We start from the raw sequence: 17,586 nt of genomic DNA on the forward strand, positions 1-17,586 counted from the left end.
CATGTCCGACAGTGTTGTCTCCGCTACCGATTCGATCCCAACTGATCTGCCGACCGCCGAGGGCGCGATCGAGCAGCTCCGATCGGCCGCAGCGAAACGTGAGGCGATCGAAGACGAGATTGAGAGCCACGGCGAAGACGTAGTCGAGACAGCTGCGGACGCCTACCGGAGCGCAACACGGCTGCTCGATTCGTACGAGGATACGGCAACGGGAACTGGCGATTTCGCCTCGTATCTTGAGTTTCAAAATCAGTTCCTGGCGCTCGTTTCTTCATTGCCAGAAACAGTCCCGGCGCGGGATGGCTTCGAAGAGGCGAGCGATCGGATGGACAAACGTCGGCTGTCGGCGGCCGACTTCGCGTTCGCCCGCGGGGCGATCGAGCCGGCCGGAGAGTTCGTCGAGCTGCTCAGAGCCCGCGACGAGGCGCGATCGGCGTACAATGAAGCGCGCCGAGACGCTAGAGAGCGGCTTTCGGTGCTCCGAGAGGCCAAGGAGGCGTACGCCGAGCTCGTGGAACTAACAGCGCTCGATCTGACGGTCCCCGTCGAGGCGCTTCGGGAGCCGATTGACGCGTACAACGAGGCGGTAACAGACGCGTTCGAGTCGTTCAAAACAAACCGAGGCGCACGCGAGCTTTTCACCTTTGTCGAGTCAACCAAGCCGTTTCCGTTCGTTGCGTTTCAACAGCCGCCGCCGGAGCTCCTCGAATACATTCGGTCGGCCGACGCCGGCGACCGGCCGCTGACTGAGTTGCTCGACCTCGTTGATTACTCCGCCTCGAAGCTCGATCACTACGTCGACGACCCCGGCGCGTTGCGGACGAACGTCGCCGTCCACCGGACATATCTCGATCGGCTGTCGGCCGATCCGCTTCGGATATCGTGGCCGCCCGAGGAGGCCGGGATCCTCCAATTCCGGTTGAATGAACTCACGCCCGTGACGCGAAAGCTCGATGCAGAAGCGATCGAACCGCACCTCCGGACGCTACGCCGGGTGGTCCGCGAAGACGACTACGAGACACTGAAGAACGCGGCGACAGCGCGCGCAGAACTCGACGAAGAGACGTTCGATCGGATCGTCTCCGGCGCAATTGAGGCCGACTACGAGGCAGTGGTGGACTCGATCGAGCGACTTGAGACGGCGCTTGAGGAAACGGCACTCGAAGACTGATATAACCGAGTGCGATCGCGATCAGTAGACGTCAGTAATAACCGCACAGACATTTAGTAGACGTCAGTAATAACCGCACAGACATTCAGTAGGCGTCTGAAATGACGTTGTAGACATCGGTTGCGAGTTCGTCAGCTCGTTTTGGATCACTGGCTTCCGCGTAGATACGGATCTTTGGTTCAGTTCCACTCGGACGGACGAGCACCCACGCATCGCCGTGATCCATCCGGAATCCATCGGTCGAGTTGATGTCGGCGTCGATTGTCCGGACGTACGCCGCCGCCGCGCTGACCATAGCCTTCTTTTCGCGATCGCCCTCGTATTCGAGATTCCGCCGAACGTTGTAGTAGTCCTGATAGGGCGCGACGACCTCGCTGGCGGGGCGATCGACGAGCAACTCGAGGAACTTCGCGCCGATGTAGGCGCCGTCGCGGACCAATCGATAGTTCGGAAAGAAGATGCCGCCGTTGCCTTCTCCAGCGATTGGGACCGACTTACCAGCGTCCCACAGCTCCGTGATTCGGGTGATAATGTTCGTCGCGCCGATCGGCGTGAGCTCGAGTGTTGCCCCGACGTCGTTGCAGACGTCGACGAGCCGCTGAGAGACGTTGACCGCCGCAACGGTAGAGTCACCAGCCGAGAGCGATTCAGCGGCGAGCGCGGCGAACGACTCCTCGCCGCTGATAAATGTCCCATCCTCATCGACGAAGATCGCTCGATCGGCGTCGCCGTCGTGGGCAATCCCGACGTCAGCGTCGGTCGAGGCGACGAGCCTGCAGAGATCACCGAGGTGATCCTCGACGGGTTCGGGCAGCCGGCCGGGGAAGTGGCCATCGGGCTGACCATTGACAGTGAGCACGGTACAGCCCAGCCGCCGGTAGAACTCGGGGCTCGTGAGCGCGCCTGCGCCGTGACCAGGGTCGATTGCGACGGTGAGATCCGCCGCAGCGATCGCCTCGCGATCGACAGACGCCACGAGCTCGTCAATGTAGTCGTCGTTGACCGATTCGACACGACGGGTGTCGGTGATTTCGTTCCACGGTGCGACGGCAAAGTTCTCCTCAAGAATGTGCGTCTCGATGCGTTCGAGCGTCGGGATCGAAAGCTCGATGCCGTCGGTGCCGACGAGTTTGATCCCATTGTACTCAGGGGGGTTGTGTGAGGCGGTAATCAACACCGCAGGAATAGACTCGTGTTCGCAGTATCGTGTGACGGCAGGCGTTGGCGCGACGCCGAGCCGATCGACCGCGGCACCGGTGCTCGCGATCCCGCCAGCGGCGATGTTCGCGAACAATTGGCCGGTGGTTCGGGTGTCGCGAGCGACGGCAACACGGTCTGTGTCCCACTCAGTTGCCGCTGCCCGCGCGACCCGCAACACGAAATCCGGCGAGAGCCCCTTCCCGGCGACCCCGCGGACCCCGCTGGAGCCGAAAATGTCCATACCCTATCCACACCGGGGTGACTCAAATCGTTTCCGAAGGCCGGGGCGGCGTGTCGTGTGCGATCACGGCGCGTCTGTCGGCACCAGGCTACGGCTCACCGATCGCCCCGTGGCGTTTGTACAGGTAGTACAGCGCGACGAACAGGCTCAGCGTGAACGCCGAAAACAACGCCGATAGCGCCGCGAGTCCGCCGTAGAGGATCGGATCAGGGTCCCACTCGACAGGGAGGTCGCCGATTGCTTTCGCGTCGAGATAGATCCCGATCGGAAACAAAAACAACAGCGCGAGCCCTGCCAGTCCGTAGATCCCGCCAGCGATGAGAAGGAGAATGCTCGCAAGCCCAGTGAACGCGCCGCCGCCACCGAGGATGTCAAGGCCAATCGTGCCGACAAGGAGGATGGCAACGAGGACCGACCCGATCACGCCAATGAGTACATAGATCGGCACCGCCGCGACCCAGTACCACCACCGGGAGTCGACACGCAGTTGCGGATCGCCGCCAACAGGCTGTGCAGGCGTCGATTGGTTCTCTAATCCCGCAGGCGATCGGTCACGATCGGCCTGTGGATCCGCACCGAGGCCGGGCTGGTCGGGTCGATCGTCTGCTGTCGACACGTCAGATTGATCATCCGCTGTCGGCGCGTCAGATTGATCATCCGCTGTCGACACGTCAGGTTGATCCTCCGCTGTCGGCGCGTCAGATCGATCGTCTGCTGTCGAAACGTCAGTATCAGTCGATCGGGTTGGGGGCTCGATCGTGTCTGCGGGGGGGTCATCCCCGTCTTTCTGTTCCTCGTCGTGGGGGTCGGTTGGAGGACTCATGACGAAGAGGAACACGTGGAGGACACCTAAGCGTTTGGCATGCGCCGGCGAGAGGGCTCGCAATCGGCTCAGCGGGTACCGCCGCCGGATCGATCTCAGCGGGTACCGCCGCCGGATCGATCTCAGCGGTTCAGCGTATGAATCGCCTGTCCCTCGGCGTTTTCGGCGGCTTCCATCACGGCTTCGGCGAGCGTCGGGTGCGTATGGACCGTTGAGCCGATGTCCGACAGCGTCGCGCCGAGTTCGATCGCGAGGGTGACCTCCGCGATCAGTTCGGATGCTTCCGGGCCGACGATCTGTGCGCCGAGAACGAAGCCCGAATCTTCATCAGCGATGATTCGAACGAAGCCGTTGGTGTGCCCGGTCGTCAGCGCCCGGCCCGACGCACGGAACGGCATCTCGCCGACGACAGGCTCAAAGCCCTCCTCGGCCGCCGCAGCCTCGGTGAGTCCGACTGTCCCGATCTCGGGGTCGGTAAAGACAGCCGCCGGGATTGCCTGGACATCCATCGCAGCCGGTTCGCCGGCGATGACCTCCGCCGCAACGATTCCCTCCTTCGAAGCAGCGTGTGCGAGCATGGGCTCACCGGCCACGTCGCCGACCGCGTGGATATGCTCGACGTTCGTCCGGGTTCGGTCATCAGTTGGGATGAAGCCGCGATCGTCTGTCTCAACGCCGGCGTTGTCCAGTTCGAGGGTGTCTGAAACCGGCGATCGGCCGACTGCGACGAGGACTCGATCGGCCTCGTAGGCGGATTCCTCGCCGTCTTCGGTCTCGGCAGTTACGACGATCCCGTCGTCTGTTGCTTCCCAGCCGGCTGCGCCCTCGCCGAAATTGAACTCGATTCCCAGGTCTTCGGCGCGCTTGCGAACGATTCGGGCTACGTCGTCCTCGTAGCCCGGCAACACGTCGTCGAGCATCTCGATCACGGTGACGTCAGAGCCAAGTTTCGTAAAGGCCGTCGAGAGTTCCATCCCGATGTAGCCCGCGCCGACGACGACCAGTCGATCGGGGACTTCTGTCGCCGCAAGCGCGTCCGTGGAGTCCCAGACGAGATCGTCGTCGTACGAGAAGTTCGGGATCTCGATCGGCCGCGAGCCGGTCGCGACAACGGCGTGTTCGAACTCGATCGACTCGCTACCCTGGCCGTCGCCGCCGTGCGCGACGCGAACCTTGTGCTCGTCTGCGAACGTTGCGGTTCCCTCGACGAGATTCACGCCGTTTGCCTTACATAACTTTTCGACGCCGCTCGTGAGTTGGTCGACGATGCCGTCTTTCCACTCGGTCATCGCCGCCATGTCCACCTCCGGATCAGCGGAGATGCCCATGTGTTCGGCCGTCGCAACCTCATCAGCCAGATCGGCGGCCGTGATGTACGCCTTCGACGGGATACACCCCACGTTCAGACAGGTCCCGCCATAGGCATCGCGCTCAACGAGCGTCACGTCGAGGTCTCGTTGTGCGGCGCGGATCGCGGCCACGTAGCCGCCCGGTCCCGCGCCGATTACCAGTACGTCCGTTCCAGTCGAAATATCTCCTACAACCATTGTGTTAGGCCTCCAAAAGCAGCAGCGACGGGTTCTGTAGGTACCGCATCAGTTCGTTCGTGAACGCACCAGCCTCCGCGCCGTCGATCACGCGGTGATCGATCGACAGCGACAACGGAAGCGTGTGCGCGGGAACGACCTCGTCCTCGCTGACGACGGGCCGTTTTTCGATCGCGCCGAGTCCGAGGATCGCCGTCTCGGGGTAGTTGATGATCGGCGTCGCGTACTCGCCGCCGATCGCCCCGAAGTTCGTCACGGTGAATGTTCCCCCACGCATCTCCTCGACGCTCACCTTTCGGTCGCGGGCGCGGGTAGCGAGGTCGGCGATCTCTGCCCCGAGTTCGAGGATCGACTTCCGATCGACGTCCTTGACAACCGGAACCATGAGTCCCGCGTCGGTCGCAACCGCGATGCCGATGTTGTACTCGTCTTTGAGGACGATCTCTTCGGCCTCCTCGTCGAGCGTCGAATTGAGGATCGGGAACTCCTTCATCGCGGCGACGATCGCCTTCAGCACAAACGGCATGTAGGTGAGCCGAACGTCGCGGTCCTCGGCGGCTGGTTTGAGTTCCGCGCGCGTCTCGACGAGGTTGTCGACGACGACTGTGTCGTGGTGGGTGACGTGCGGCGCGGTATACTTCGAGCGCTCCATCTGTTCGCCGATCGTTCGGCGGACTCCGCGGTAGGGGATGCGATCGCGAACGCCCTCGGCAGCAGCACCGGCCGTGGGCTCGGCGGCTGCGTCCGCCTGTGTTGCCGCTACGTCAGCCTGTTTCGCCGCTGTGACCGCGTCAGCGTACGCCTCGACGGCTTTCGGCGTGACGAACGGCTCGCCGTCACGTGTCTCGTCCGTCGGGACGTCGTCCAAATCGACATCCAGCTCCTCGGCCAGTCGCCGCGTCGCCGGAGCCGCAAGGGTCCGGTCTCTCCCTGCCGCTTCGACATCGGCCGGTTCACCAACCGAGGTGTCCGATCCCGATCTCGAAGCGAGTCCAGCACCCGAGACCGACTCGCCGTCCTTCGAGACGGCCGATTGGCCGCTCGGTTCGAAGGATTTCGGTTTGGGTGCGTCCTCGTCCGCCTCGGCTTCCTCTGCGGCGGCACGAACGTCACCCTCAGTGATCCGACCGCTGGGGCCTGAGCCTGAGACCGACGCCAGATCGACGCCCAGCTCCCGCGCAAGCCGCCGGACGCTCGGCGGCGCGAACACCCGTCCGCTGGGTGTTTCAGTCTCTGCTGTGCCCACGTCAGCATCGGCTGTCTCCTCAGCAGCGACGGCGTCGCTTTCGTCGCCCGCTTCAGTCTCGGCAGCCTCGGTGCTCTCATCGCCCTCCTCACCAACTGAGAAGGTAATGATCACGTCGCCGACCGGGACCATTTCGCCTTCCTCGGCGAGCAGTTCTTTCACCGTTCCGTTGTACGGCGAGGGTACCTCGACGAGTGCTTTGTCGGTTTCGACCTCTGCAACGGGCTGGTCTTCGGTGACGGTATCGCCGGGAGAGACGAACCAGCTAACGAGCTCGCCTTCGGCGACACCTTCGCCGACATCGGGGAGTTTGAATTCCTTCGTCGCCATCGGTTAGAATTCCACCGTCTCGGTTATGGCTTTGGTGATACGGGCAGCGTTCGGGAGGTAGTAATCCTCCAGGGCGTAGAGCGGATACGGGACATCGAAGCCGCTGACGCGGTTAACTGGCGCTTCCTGATAGAGCAGCGCCTCTTCCTGGATGATCGCCGTGATTTCACCGGCGAGGCTGCCGGTTTTCGGCGCCTCATTGACGACGACCGCCCGCCCGGTCTTTTTGAACGATTCGACGATCGCCTCGCGATCGAGCGGCGAGACGGTCCGCAGGTCGATCATCTCCGCGTCAATGCCCTCCTCGGCGAGTTCTTCGACGGCCTCCATCGTGGGACGAGTCATCGCGCCGTAGGTGAACACCGACACGTCCGACCCCTCCCGACGGGTCGTGGCCTCGCCGATCGGGACAGTGTACTCGTCCTCGGGCACATCTCCCCGGAACGCCCGATAGATGAGTTTCGGTTCGAGGAAGATGACCGGGTCGGGATCGCGAATCGCCGAGATGAGAAGCCCCTTTGTGTCATACGGCGTCGATGGCATGACGACTTTCAGCCCCGCCTCGTGGGCATAAAAGGCCTCCTTCGACTCGGAGTGGTGTTCGGGTGCCCGGATGCCGCCGCCGTAGGGCGCACGGATGACCATCGGACAGGTAAACCGGCCACGGCTTCGGTTTCTGAGCCGGGCGACGTGGCTCACAATCTGATCGAAAGCCGGATACATGAAGCCCGAAAACTGGATCTCTGGAACGGGTTTGAGCCCGTAGGCGGCCATGCCGACCGCGGTGCCGACGATCCCAGACTCCGCGAGCGGTGTGTCAATCACCCGATCGTCGCCAAACTGTTCCCAGAGTCCCTCCGTGGCTCGGAAAACGCCGCCGTTTTTGCCGACGTCTTCGCCCATCACAATCACATCTTCGTCCGCGGACATCTCGGTGTAGAGTCCGTCTCGGACGGCCTGTACTAGCGTCAAACTCTGGGTCTGTCCTGTTGTCTCTTGTGTGCTCATTCAAAAAACACCTCATCGCCGTGTTCCGCACGGAGGGCTTCGATCTCCGCAAGTTGGTCGTGGTGACGATCGGGCATCGTCTCGTACACCGACTCGAACAGCGCTTCGGGGAGCGGTCGGGCGACTGATTCGGCAGATTCGATCGCCTCCGCAACCCGATCTGTGACGTCAGTGTCGATCGCCTCGATCGACTCGTCATCGAGGAGGCCACGATCGCGACAGAACGATTCGAGCCGCGGAATAGGGTCTTTCGCCTGCCAGCGCTCGACCTCCTCGGCGTCACGGTAGACCGAGGGATCGTCAGCGGTCGTGTGTGCGCCAAAGCGATACTGGACCGCCTCGATCAGCGTCGGGCGCCGGCCTGAGTCGGGCGGCGCTGCAGCGGTGGCCTTCTCGAGGGCTTCGCGGGTTACCTTGTACACCGCGAGCGGGTCCATCCCGTCGACCTGCACGCCCTCGAAGCCGTAGGCGGTTGCCTTCTGGGCGATCGTTTCCGAGGCCGTCTGGTGCTCTCTGGGGACCGAGATCGCCCACTGATTGTTGTTACAGAAGAACACGCTCGGCGTATCGAAGACGCCCGCAAAGTTCAACGCCTCGTGGAAGTCGCCTTCGCTCGTTGCGCCGTCGCCGAAGTAACACAACATGGCCGTGTCAGTATCGCCCTTCAGCGATGCGGCCCACGCTGCGCCTGTTGCGTGGAGTGTTTGGGTGGCGATCGGAACCGCGACGGGGAACACGTTCACATCGTCGGGTACCTTGTTGCCGGCCTCGTGGCCCATCCAATACAGCAGCGTCTGATCCAGCGGAATCCCCCGAACAAAGCTTGCGCCGTGCTCGCGATAGCTCGGAAACAGCCAGTCGTCGTCGCCGAGGGCATGGGCGCTGCCGATCTGGGCGGCCTCTTGGCCTGATAAGGGTGGGTACGTGCCCATCCGCCCCTGTCGCTGGAGGCTCACCGCTCGCTTGTCGAAGTGCCGAGCCAACACCATGTCGCGATACATCTGGACGATCGTCTCGTCGCCAATATCGGGGAGCTCACCGACGACGGCTCCGTCCTCGTCCAGTACCTGTACGAGGTCGCCCGGATCGCGTTCGAGTACGCTCATACGTTGATCCACCTGTGCATGCTTGAGCAATCTCTGCCGCGATGTATAGGGTTTTCGTAAAATCGTTACTATACAGCGAAATTCTGCCAGACAGACACACGGAAACAAGCATTTTTCTACATATGCGAAATAATATGTCGTAAGATAGAGTAATAACCTGAAAATATAGGGCTTTCGGACAGAAATATATAATAATTAATTGTATACCCGGAGTCGAACACGGCCAAGTCACCAAGTGATGGTTTGCAGACGAAGTAGAGTACCGAGTGAATTAGATTAGTCTAAAAATTAGATTAGATGAGAATATACTTATGTCGTTGCGTCGTGTAACGTACCATGAGAAACACGAGTGGATCGATACCGCGCCGAAAGGCGCTTCAGGCCTGCGGCGGGGCCGTCACAGCGGCGATGTTCCCGTCGATCGCCGGCTGTACTGGGGCCGGCGGGCAGCCGAGAAGCGACGCCGACGAGGGCGCGAGTGAATACACCGTGGTTGCGTCGTTTTTTACCTTCTATGACTTCGGCCGAAAGATCGCAAACGGGACACCACTGCGCGTCGAGAACCTGGTTCCGACGGGGATGCACGGCCACGGGTGGGAACCGGATCCGTCGATCACGCGCGACATCATCGACGCCGACGGATTCATCCATGTCGGCGAGGACTTCCAGCCGTGGGCCGATCGGGCGATCGAGACCCTTGAGGAGGACGACGACGCTGAGACCGCATTAATAAACGCACGCAAAGAGGTCGAGTTGATCGATCTCGCCGATTCCTTGGAAGCCGACGAACAGGTCGGCAGCGGCAAAGATCCACACTTCTGGCTCGATCCGATCCGGGCGACCGCAGCCGTCGAAAACATCCGCGAGGGACTCACAACGATCGCCCCCGATCACGAGGAGACGTTCGCCGAAAATGCCGAAGCGGTTGTCAATTCGCTCAAAAAAGTCGACGAGGAGTGGGCGAACATGATCGAGTCGGGCGATCGCGACGTCGTCTTTCTGGCGGCGCACAACGCATTCGAGTACATCGGGCAACGCTACGACGTGACGATCCAACCGCTCGTGACGAACCTCGCAGCGAGCAACGACGTCCGGCCCGCAGACATGCGCCGTGCCCAAGAGACGATCGCCGAGAACGGAATCGAACACATCGGCGCGGCGGTTTTTGAGCCACGCCGGCCCGCCGAACAACTACTCGAACAGACCGATGTGGAGGCATACTACCCGGTAACTCCCTACGCCGGGACGACAAAACGGTGGGTTGACAACGGATGGGGATACCTCGAGATCGCCCGAGAGATCAACATGAAGACGTTCGAGATCATCCTCGGTGCGAGTGAGCCCGACACATCGTTCGACGACGAGTGGCGAAACTTCGGACCGTTGTAATATGTCGGACCCACAGATAGCCGTCGAAGACGTCTCGTTCGGCTACACAGCGACGCCGGTCGTCGAGGGGATCTCTTTCGAGGTCGATGCCGGCGAATACGTTGGGATCGTCGGACCAAACGGATCCGGCAAGAGCACACTGCTCGCGTTGATTCTCGGCCTGCACGAGCCCGATCACGGATCGATACAGCTGTTCGGCCATCCGGCACGGTCATTTCGGGAGCGCGATCGGGTCGGCTACGTTGCCCAAGACGTGACAGCGAACGCCTCACGGATGCCGATTACCGTCCGAGAAGTCGTCCGGATGGGGCGGTTTCCGAACGCAGGGTTTGGCCGGATCGACAGGACAGACAAACAGCGCGTGACCGAGGCGATAGAAACCGTCGGCATGGCCGACGTAGCCGATCGGCAGATCATGGACCTCTCGGGTGGGCAGCGACAGCGGGCGTACATCGCCCGCGCGCTCGCGAGTGAGGCGGATTTGTTGGTGTTGGATGAGCCGACCGTCGGGGTCGATACCGAGTCTGTTGCCGGCTTCTTCGATCTGCTCGATTCGTTGAACGACGACAGAATGACAGTGCTCTTGGTCGAACACGACGTCGATGCGGTGATACGACGGGCCGATCGGGTGTTGTGTCTGAATCGGAGTCTGTACTTCGATGGGCCGACGGCGGCGTTCACAGACAGCAACGCCCTCTCGCGAGCGTACGGGATGGCAATCGGGGAGGTGACAGGCGAGTGATCGCCGCTGTCGCGGCAGCACTCACGATCGCGTTAGACGTGGTCGGAGCAGCACTCGCCGTCGCGTTAGACGTGGTCGGAGCAGCACTCGCCGTCGCGTTGGACGTGGTCGGGACGATTCCGGGACAGTCAAACCCGATTTCGGGTGTGCTGTTCGGTATTGTCGAGGCGTGGAACGACGCGATCGAGCGCGTCGCGATCGAACTCGGGATCGAGATGTTGACCTACGGGTTCATGCAGCAGGCGTTCCTCGTCGGGATCCTCATCGCAATTATGGCCCCGCTTATCGGAACCTTTCTTGTCCACCGCCAGCTCGCGCTCATCGGCGACGCGCTGGCACACACGGCCTTCGCAGGCGTCGCGATCGGGCTGCTCGTGAACACGATGGTGTCGGTGTCGATCTCGCCGTACCTGACCGCGGTTGTCGTCGCGATGATCGCAGCGCTCGCGATCGAACTCATAAGCGAGACGACCGGGGCGTACAACGACGTCTCGATGGCGATCGTGCTCTCGACGGGCTTTGCACTGGGGGCGGTGTTGATCAGCCTCAACACCGGCGGACTGACTGTCAGTGTCGATCAGTATCTCTTCGGGAATCTTTCGACGGTCTCAAAATCGAACGCGAGCGTGCTGATCGGTCTGTTCGTCGTGATCGTCGCCGTCGTGACGCTCACCTACAAACAGCTGTTGTACGTGACGTTCGACGAGACGGCCGCCCGGGTCGCCGGGATCAATGTGCCGTGGTATAACCGCATCATGACGATGTTGACCGCGATGGTTGTCGTCGGCGCGATGCAGATCATGGGCGTTATCCTCGTTGCGGCGATGCTCGTCGTCCCGGTCGCAGCCGCCACCCAACTGGCCCGCGGCTTTCGGGAGGCGCTGGTTGGCTCGATCATCCTCGCGGAAATCGCGGTGCTTGTCGGGATCAGCCTCTCGTACACCTACGAGACGACCGCCGGTGGGACGATTGTTCTCGTTGCAGTCGGCCTGTACGTTCTCGCCGTCGCCGCCGGCAAGCGATAGGCGGTGTGATTACTCGACTTATCGGACATCCCGTGTGAGACGATCTGAACTATCAGTTTGTGACCGCATTCCGGAAATAATTGCTGGTGGGTTGTACAACGACATATATTCGCCGAGAGAATGCAGTTTTATCAGGCCGATCGGAGTACAGACGAGTATGGCAGATGATCACCGTTTTGCGACAAGAAGCATCCATTCGGGCGTCGAGCCCGACGCCGAGACCGGATCGCGAGCGCCGCCGATCTACCAGACGACGTCCTATGTCTTCGAAGACGCCGAGGACGCTGCAGCACAGTTCGCCCTAGAGAAGCCCGGGCACGTCTATTCGCGGCTGATGAATCCAACAGTTGGGATGTTACAAGAGCGCCTTGCCTCGCTTGAGGGCGGCGTCGGCGCGGCCGCGACCGCTTCCGGGATGGCTGCGTTCGATCTGGCGACATTCTTGCTTGCCTCCGCCGGCGACAACATCGTCTCATCGTCCTCGCTGTACGGCGGGACCTACACCTACCTGACACACACCGTCGAGCGCCGGGGGATCACAACACGGTTTGTCGACACACTCGATTACGACGCCTACGCCGAGGAGATCGACGAGAACACCGCCTACGTCCACCTCGAGACGATCGGCAATCCCGCGCTCGTGACGCCTGACATCGAGCGGATCGCGGAGATTGCCCACGACCACGGGGCGCCGCTTTTCATCGACAACACGTTCGCGACGCCGTACCTCTGTCGTCCGCTCGAACACGGCGCAGATCTCGTCTGGGAGTCGACGACGAAGTGGATTCACGGTGCAGGCTCGACGGTCGGCGGCGCGCTCGTCGACGGCGGGTCGTTCCCGTGGGGCGAGTACCCAGAAAAGTACCCAGAGATCGCCGCAGACAACCCCGCCTACCACGGCGTAAACTTCGTCGAACGGTTCGGTGAGGCCGCGTTCGCGACGGCGTCGATCGCCCGTGGGCTACGGGATCTTGGCAACCAACAGTCGCCGTTCGACGCGTGGGTTGTCCTCCAGAAGTCAGAAAGCCTCCCGCTTCGGATGGAGAAACACTGCGAGAACGCGATGGCCGTCGCGGAGTTCCTCGAGGATCACCCTGGCGTCTCGTGGGTGAACTACCCGGGTCTTGAGAGCCACGAAACCCACGCAGAGGCCACAAAATACCTCGACGGCGGCTACGGCGGGATGATCACGTTTGGGCTCGCCGGCGGCTACGACGCCGCGAAGGGGGCCGTCGAGAACGTCGAACTCGCGTCGCTGTTGGCAAACGTCGGCGACGCAAAGACCCTCGTCATCCATCCCGCCTCGACGACGCATCAGCAGCTCTCCAAAGAAGAGAAACTCGCCGCAGGCGTGAGCGACGATATGATCCGCCTGTCTGTCGGGATCGAAACTGTCGACGACATCATCGCCGATCTCGACCAGGCGATCGAAGAAGCATAATCAGTTTGGAGGCAATTCCAGCGTCCTGAGAATCTGAGCGGAATTTAAATTGAGCGCGTCCTGAGCCTCGTGTGCGGATCGACGAGAGTCGGTTCGCAGTTCGTCGTGCGTTCGCGACGACGGCCGTCCTGACGTATCGAATACCGATATAACGGCGCCGTCTTTCACCGAGCCGATCGACGTTGTCTCCACACAGCCCCGCGAGCCTCATTCGCGAGGCTCGTCTTTGCTCGTGGGACGATCTGTAGAACTCTACAGCAGTTGGTACGTGCTGATTATAACCGCGCAAGTTGCTCACCGATTTGTGGCACCAATTATATTATTCGTTTAAATGCAGCATATATAAACAGTCATATTAATTATGGATAAACGCGTACAATTACTACATCGTCCCCCCAATCAAACAGTGTATCGGGAGTGTCCATCGGTTGTCAATTCGCGCTCGGAGGAAGGGCCCAATCAATTGCCGGCAGAGGCGATCGTTGACGCAGTGACAGCGGCTGCTGACGAGAATCCATTAGCGTCTACGCCGCTGTATGAGTACGTCGATCCAGATGCGGTGGACATGCTGTTCGATCATCCTGGGAGTGAAAAAGCGGAGATACTACTTCGCCTCACCATTGAAACGTGGATGGTATTTGTCCACGCCGATGGAAGAATACGCGTCTGCGACGGGGCCGAGACGACAGAGCCGTAGGCAGTTTTGAATGAGCCAGCGCGATTCGAACGTTTCCTGAGACGAAACCTGATCAGACGATCTGTTCGCCGTCATCGTCGTAGACCGAGATCGCATCGACCGGGCAAACCCGGGCGGCGAACTTCGCGTCCAGCTCCTCGCCGTCTGGAACCTCAAGCACGAACGTGTCTGAATCGTGTTCCTCCGCGCCGACCAGGTCGGCTTTTCCTTCGTCCATGTTTTTGACGAACGCTTCCCACTCGTCGACACACTGGAACATCCCGATACAGGTCTCGCGATCGAACTCCACGCGCATACGCACTCGTTTGGGGGCGGGCTACAAAGCGGTGCCGGCGTGAGGTCCGACAATTTAAACCCGACCACGAGCCAACCTCGGGTAATGAAGCCCTCGGAGATCCCCGGATTGCCCGCGGGGGTCCCAACGCACCTCCGGGAGGAGGGGATCGAATCGCTGTATCCGCCACAGGCGGAAGCCGTCGAGAAGGGACTGACCGACGGCCAGAGCCTGGTTGCCTCGGTCCCGACCGCTTCTGGGAAGACGCTCATTGCCGAGTTAGCGATGCTGTCGGCGATTGAACGCGGCGGGAAGGCCCTCTATATTGTCCCGCTGCGGGCGCTCGCGAGCGAAAAAAAGGCAGAGTTCGAACGGTGGGAGGAGTACGGTATCTCTGTGGGTGTCTCAACGGGCAACTACGAGGCCAGCGGCGAGTGGCTCGCGAGTCGGGACATCATCGTCGCGACATCTGAGAAGGTCGACTCACTGGTGCGAAACAACGCGCCGTGGATCGATGATCTGGCCTGTGTGGTCGCCGACGAGGTCCACCTCGTGGACGATCGCCACCGCGGACCGACGCTCGAGGTGACCCTCGCAAAGCTCCGAACGGTAAACCCAGGGGTGCAGATGGTCGCGCTGTCGGCAACAGTGGGCAACGCCGCAGAGATCGCAAACTGGCTCGACGCCGCGTTGGTTCAATCGGAGTGGCGGCCGATCGACCTCCGGATGGGCGTCCACTTCGGCAACGCGATCAACTTCGACGACGGAAGCCAGACCGAGGTAGCAGTTGAGTCCGGTGGGAGACAAGCACCGGCGATCGTGGGAGATACCCTCGATGACGGCGGCTCAACGCTCGTGTTCGTCAACTCCCGGCGGAACGCCGAATCCGCGGCCAGGCGGATGACTGAGGTGACCGATCGCTATCTGGACGACGATGAGCGAGATGCACTGGCTGCGTTGGCCGACGACATCAGAGACGTCTCGGATACCGAAACCAGCGACGACCTGGCGGCGACCGTCGAGCGCGGCGCGGCGTTTCATCACGCGGGATTGGCCGCCGAACACCGCTCGATCGTCGAAGACGCCTTCCGCGATCGGTTGCTGAAGACGATCTGTGCCACCCCGACGCTGGCCGCCGGCGTCAACACGCCGAGCCGGCGGGTCATCGTCCGCGACTGGCGGCGCTATGACGGCGAGTTCGGCGGGATGAAGCCGCTTGACGTCCTTGAGATCCACCAGATGTGTGGGCGGGCCGGGCGACCCGGTCTCGATCCCTACGGAGAAGCCGTCTTGCTGGCCAAAAACGCCGACGAGATGGACGAGCTGTTCGATCGCTACATCTGGGCAGAGCCCGAACCCGTCCGCTCGAAACTCGCCGCCGAACCCGCGCTGCGAACGCACGTACTCGCGACGATCGCCTCCGGGTTCGCAACGACCCGTGAAGGGTTGTTGGAGTTTCTCGACGGAACGCTATACGCGGCGCAAGCGGAAGCGAGCGGGGCCACCGATCGACTTGCGCAGGTCACAGACGCCGTATTGGCGTATCTCGATGCGAACGAATTCATCGAGCGTGACGGCGATACCCTGAGTGCAACGTCGATTGGCCACACCGTCTCGCGGCTCTATCTCGATCCGATGAGCGCTGCGGAGATCATCGACGGACTCCGTGCGGCCGAGTCGGGAGATGGAGCCACTGGGCGGTATGGTCGATCGAAGGGAGCTGGAACCGGACAAGAAAGCGAACCGACGGGATTCGTTTCGGCTGGAGAACTACGGTCTGCTAACGGGCCAGGCGGTCGATCGGAGACCGATGGGCCAAGTGCTGAAGATGAGACCGACACCGAGCCAGCGAAGCCGACACCGCTGGGCCTGTATCACCTCGTGAGTCGAACCCCCGACATGTACGAGCTGTACCTCAAGTCCGGGGACAAAGAGACGTACACCGAACTGTGCTACGAGCGCGAATCGGAGCTGTTGGGCTTGACCCCCTCCGAGTTCGAAGAGGTCCGGTTCGAGGAGTGGCTTTCGGCGCTGAAAACCGCAAAGCTACTGGAAGATTGGGCGCTCGAAGTGGACGAAGATCGAATCACCGAACGGTACGGCGTCGGCCCCGGGGACATCCGCGGCAAGGTCGAAACCGCCGAGTGGCTTCTCGGGGCGGCCGAAGAGCTTGCGGGAACGCTCGGGTTGGGGTCGAACGTGGCGATCCGCGAGGCAAAAAAACGGATCGAGTACGGCGTTCGCGAGGAGTTACTCGACCTCGCTGGCGTCCGAGGAGTGGGTCGAAAGCGCGCCCGACGGCTGTACGAGGCGGGAATTACGAGCCGATCGAACCTGCGCGAAGCCAACAAACGGCGCGTGTTGGCTGCGCTTCGGGGTCGACGGAAAACCGCCGAAAAGATCCTGGCAAACGTCGGCCGGCAGGACCCATCGATGGACGGCATACGTGAAGCTGAGCTACCCGAGACGTCGGCGGACACAGCAACATCTACTGAGTCCGCAGCTTCGAGCGACGCCGCAACCGGTGACTCTCCCGATCAGTCGAGCCTTGGTGATTTTGAATGATCTCACGAGCGATCAGTGGTGAATTCAGATGATCGCACGGGAGCCAAAACTGCTCGCTGGAGCGGCAACGATCGACGATCTAGATGCGTTTTTAGAATCGATCGAGCAGATCGCAACGAGAACTGAAACCGTTATTCAGGCTGTCAACGCTCAGTACGTGACCTCCGAGGAACACCTGCGGCGAGCAGTTGAGCTGGCCGAACGAGCGATCGATCGAAACGAGGCGATTGCCCGCGATCCGGCCGTCGAAATCTTACTGTACGCAGCTGGGAGGCGCCAGATTACCGATGCACTTGAAATGGGGGTTGGTGAGGCAGTGAATCCACAGTCGGTCGTGTTTATTGTTGTCGAAAAGCGTAAGCGCAAATCGTCGTCAGGCTCGGAAACCACCGATGAAGGTGGTGTGAATACTGCGATCGATGCGCTCAAGTTGCTGTGTGATTCCGGCGAGATGATCGGATCGTACGATCCGCAATTAGTAGACCGGTTCTTTTCGATCGGGGATTCTGAACTGCGCCTCGTCGATGGTGATCGCGATGCGATCGTCCGTGAGCGGGTTGCACTGCTCGATGTCTCAAAATGAATCGAGTCGTATGGAATCCCCTTTATTTCAACTGGAACTCTCTGTAGCCGTTGATTACAGAACAAAGTTGAAAACTAGTCCCACCAGGATTCGAACCTGGGTCGTTGCCCCCAGAAGGCAACAGGATTGGCCACTACCCCATGGGACTGCAGTCGAAAGAACGGAGGTGAATAACAAAACCTTGTCGTTCTCTCGCTG

15 protein-coding genes and 1 tRNA gene are annotated in these 17,586 nt (G+C 61.2%); 8 read left to right on the forward strand and 8 right to left on the reverse strand.

Going from position 1 to position 17,586, the window contains the following annotated elements; translation table 11 throughout:
• The first annotated feature begins 1 nt into the window (after position 1).
• On the forward strand, positions 2–1,171 hold the full coding sequence (locus tag E5K03_RS14675) for a DUF7118 family protein (RefSeq protein ID WP_138007545.1): 1,170 nt from the start codon (positions 2–4) through the stop codon (positions 1,169–1,171).
• A gap of 85 nt (positions 1,172–1,256) precedes the next feature.
• On the opposite strand, the gene glmM is transcribed toward E5K03_RS14675, so the two are convergent.
• From glmM to pdhA, 6 genes are all read right to left on the reverse strand, one after another.
• Complete coding sequence (gene glmM / locus E5K03_RS14680) at positions 1,257–2,612, reverse strand: phosphoglucosamine mutase (RefSeq protein WP_138007546.1); 1,356 nt, start codon at positions 2,610–2,612, stop codon at positions 1,257–1,259.
• Positions 2,613–2,700: 88 nt separating this feature from the next.
• Entirely contained in the window at positions 2,701–3,435 is a 735-nt protein-coding gene (locus tag E5K03_RS14685; RefSeq protein ID WP_138007547.1) for a hypothetical protein, read from the reverse strand.
• Between the two features lie 122 nt (positions 3,436–3,557).
• On the reverse strand, positions 3,558–4,982 hold the full coding sequence (gene lpdA, locus E5K03_RS14690; protein ID WP_138007548.1) for a dihydrolipoyl dehydrogenase: 1,425 nt from the start codon (positions 4,980–4,982) through the stop codon (positions 3,558–3,560).
• Positions 4,983–4,986: 4 nt separating this feature from the next.
• Positions 4,987–6,558, reverse strand: coding sequence for a dihydrolipoamide acetyltransferase family protein (locus E5K03_RS14695; RefSeq protein WP_138007549.1), 1,572 nt, complete (start codon positions 6,556–6,558; stop codon positions 4,987–4,989).
• Positions 6,559–6,561: 3 nt separating this feature from the next.
• Entirely contained in the window at positions 6,562–7,566 is a 1,005-nt protein-coding gene (locus tag E5K03_RS14700; RefSeq protein ID WP_138007550.1) for an alpha-ketoacid dehydrogenase subunit beta, read from the reverse strand.
• Positions 7,563–8,672, reverse strand: a complete 1,110-nt coding sequence (pdhA, locus tag E5K03_RS14705; RefSeq protein WP_138007551.1) for a pyruvate dehydrogenase (acetyl-transferring) E1 component subunit alpha — start codon at positions 8,670–8,672, stop codon at positions 7,563–7,565. The genes E5K03_RS14700 and pdhA overlap by 4 nt, the downstream gene beginning before the upstream one ends.
• Positions 8,673–9,008: 336 nt before the next feature.
• Here pdhA and E5K03_RS14710 point away from each other — a divergent pair, with 336 nt between their 5' ends.
• From E5K03_RS14710 to E5K03_RS14730, 5 genes are all read left to right on the forward strand, one after another.
• A complete protein-coding gene (locus E5K03_RS14710; protein WP_138007552.1) occupies positions 9,009–10,061 on the forward strand; it encodes a metal ABC transporter substrate-binding protein in 1,053 nt (350 codons plus the stop codon).
• Between the two features lies 1 nt (position 10,062).
• A complete protein-coding gene (locus E5K03_RS14715; RefSeq protein WP_138007553.1) occupies positions 10,063–10,803 on the forward strand; it encodes a metal ABC transporter ATP-binding protein in 741 nt (246 codons plus the stop codon).
• A gap of 146 nt (positions 10,804–10,949) precedes the next feature.
• On the forward strand, positions 10,950–11,828 hold the full coding sequence (locus E5K03_RS14720) for a metal ABC transporter permease (protein WP_394343990.1): 879 nt from the start codon (positions 10,950–10,952) through the stop codon (positions 11,826–11,828).
• 157 nt (positions 11,829–11,985) lie between these two features.
• The gene (locus E5K03_RS14725; RefSeq protein WP_138007554.1) at positions 11,986–13,269 is read left to right on the forward strand and encodes an O-acetylhomoserine aminocarboxypropyltransferase/cysteine synthase family protein; all 1,284 of its coding nucleotides are present in this window, start codon (positions 11,986–11,988) and stop codon (positions 13,267–13,269) included.
• A 463-nt stretch (positions 13,270–13,732) separates the two neighbouring features.
• Positions 13,733–13,966, forward strand: a complete 234-nt coding sequence (locus E5K03_RS14730; RefSeq protein WP_138007555.1) for a HalOD1 output domain-containing protein — start codon at positions 13,733–13,735, stop codon at positions 13,964–13,966.
• Positions 13,967–14,018: 52 nt separating this feature from the next.
• Here the strand turns inward: E5K03_RS14730 and E5K03_RS14735 are convergent, their stop codons facing one another.
• Positions 14,019–14,261 carry a ferredoxin gene (locus E5K03_RS14735; RefSeq protein WP_137198087.1) on the reverse strand — a complete coding sequence of 81 codons (243 nt, stop codon included), beginning with the start codon at positions 14,259–14,261 and terminating at the stop codon, positions 14,019–14,021.
• Positions 14,262–14,345: 84 nt separating this feature from the next.
• Between E5K03_RS14735 and E5K03_RS14740 the strand changes: the two genes are divergently transcribed.
• Together E5K03_RS14740 and cgi121 are read left to right on the forward strand one after the other, a co-directional pair.
• Positions 14,346–16,805 carry an ATP-dependent DNA helicase gene (locus E5K03_RS14740; protein WP_138007556.1) on the forward strand — a complete coding sequence of 820 codons (2,460 nt, stop codon included), beginning with the start codon at positions 14,346–14,348 and terminating at the stop codon, positions 16,803–16,805.
• A 28-nt stretch (positions 16,806–16,833) separates the two neighbouring features.
• Positions 16,834–17,388: a KEOPS complex subunit Cgi121 gene (gene cgi121 / locus E5K03_RS14745; RefSeq protein WP_138007557.1), complete on the forward strand. Its 555-nt coding sequence runs from the start codon at positions 16,834–16,836 to the stop codon at positions 17,386–17,388.
• A 75-nt stretch (positions 17,389–17,463) separates the two neighbouring features.
• On the opposite strand, the gene E5K03_RS14750 is transcribed toward cgi121, so the two are convergent.
• Positions 17,464–17,536: transfer RNA gene (locus E5K03_RS14750), tRNA-Gln, on the reverse strand.
• Positions 17,537–17,586: the final 50 nt, after the last annotated feature.

The sequence above is a fragment of the Halalkalirubrum salinum genome, assembly GCF_005543295.1.
GTDB lineage: Archaea > Halobacteriota > Halobacteria > Halobacteriales > Haloferacaceae > Halalkalirubrum > Halalkalirubrum salinum.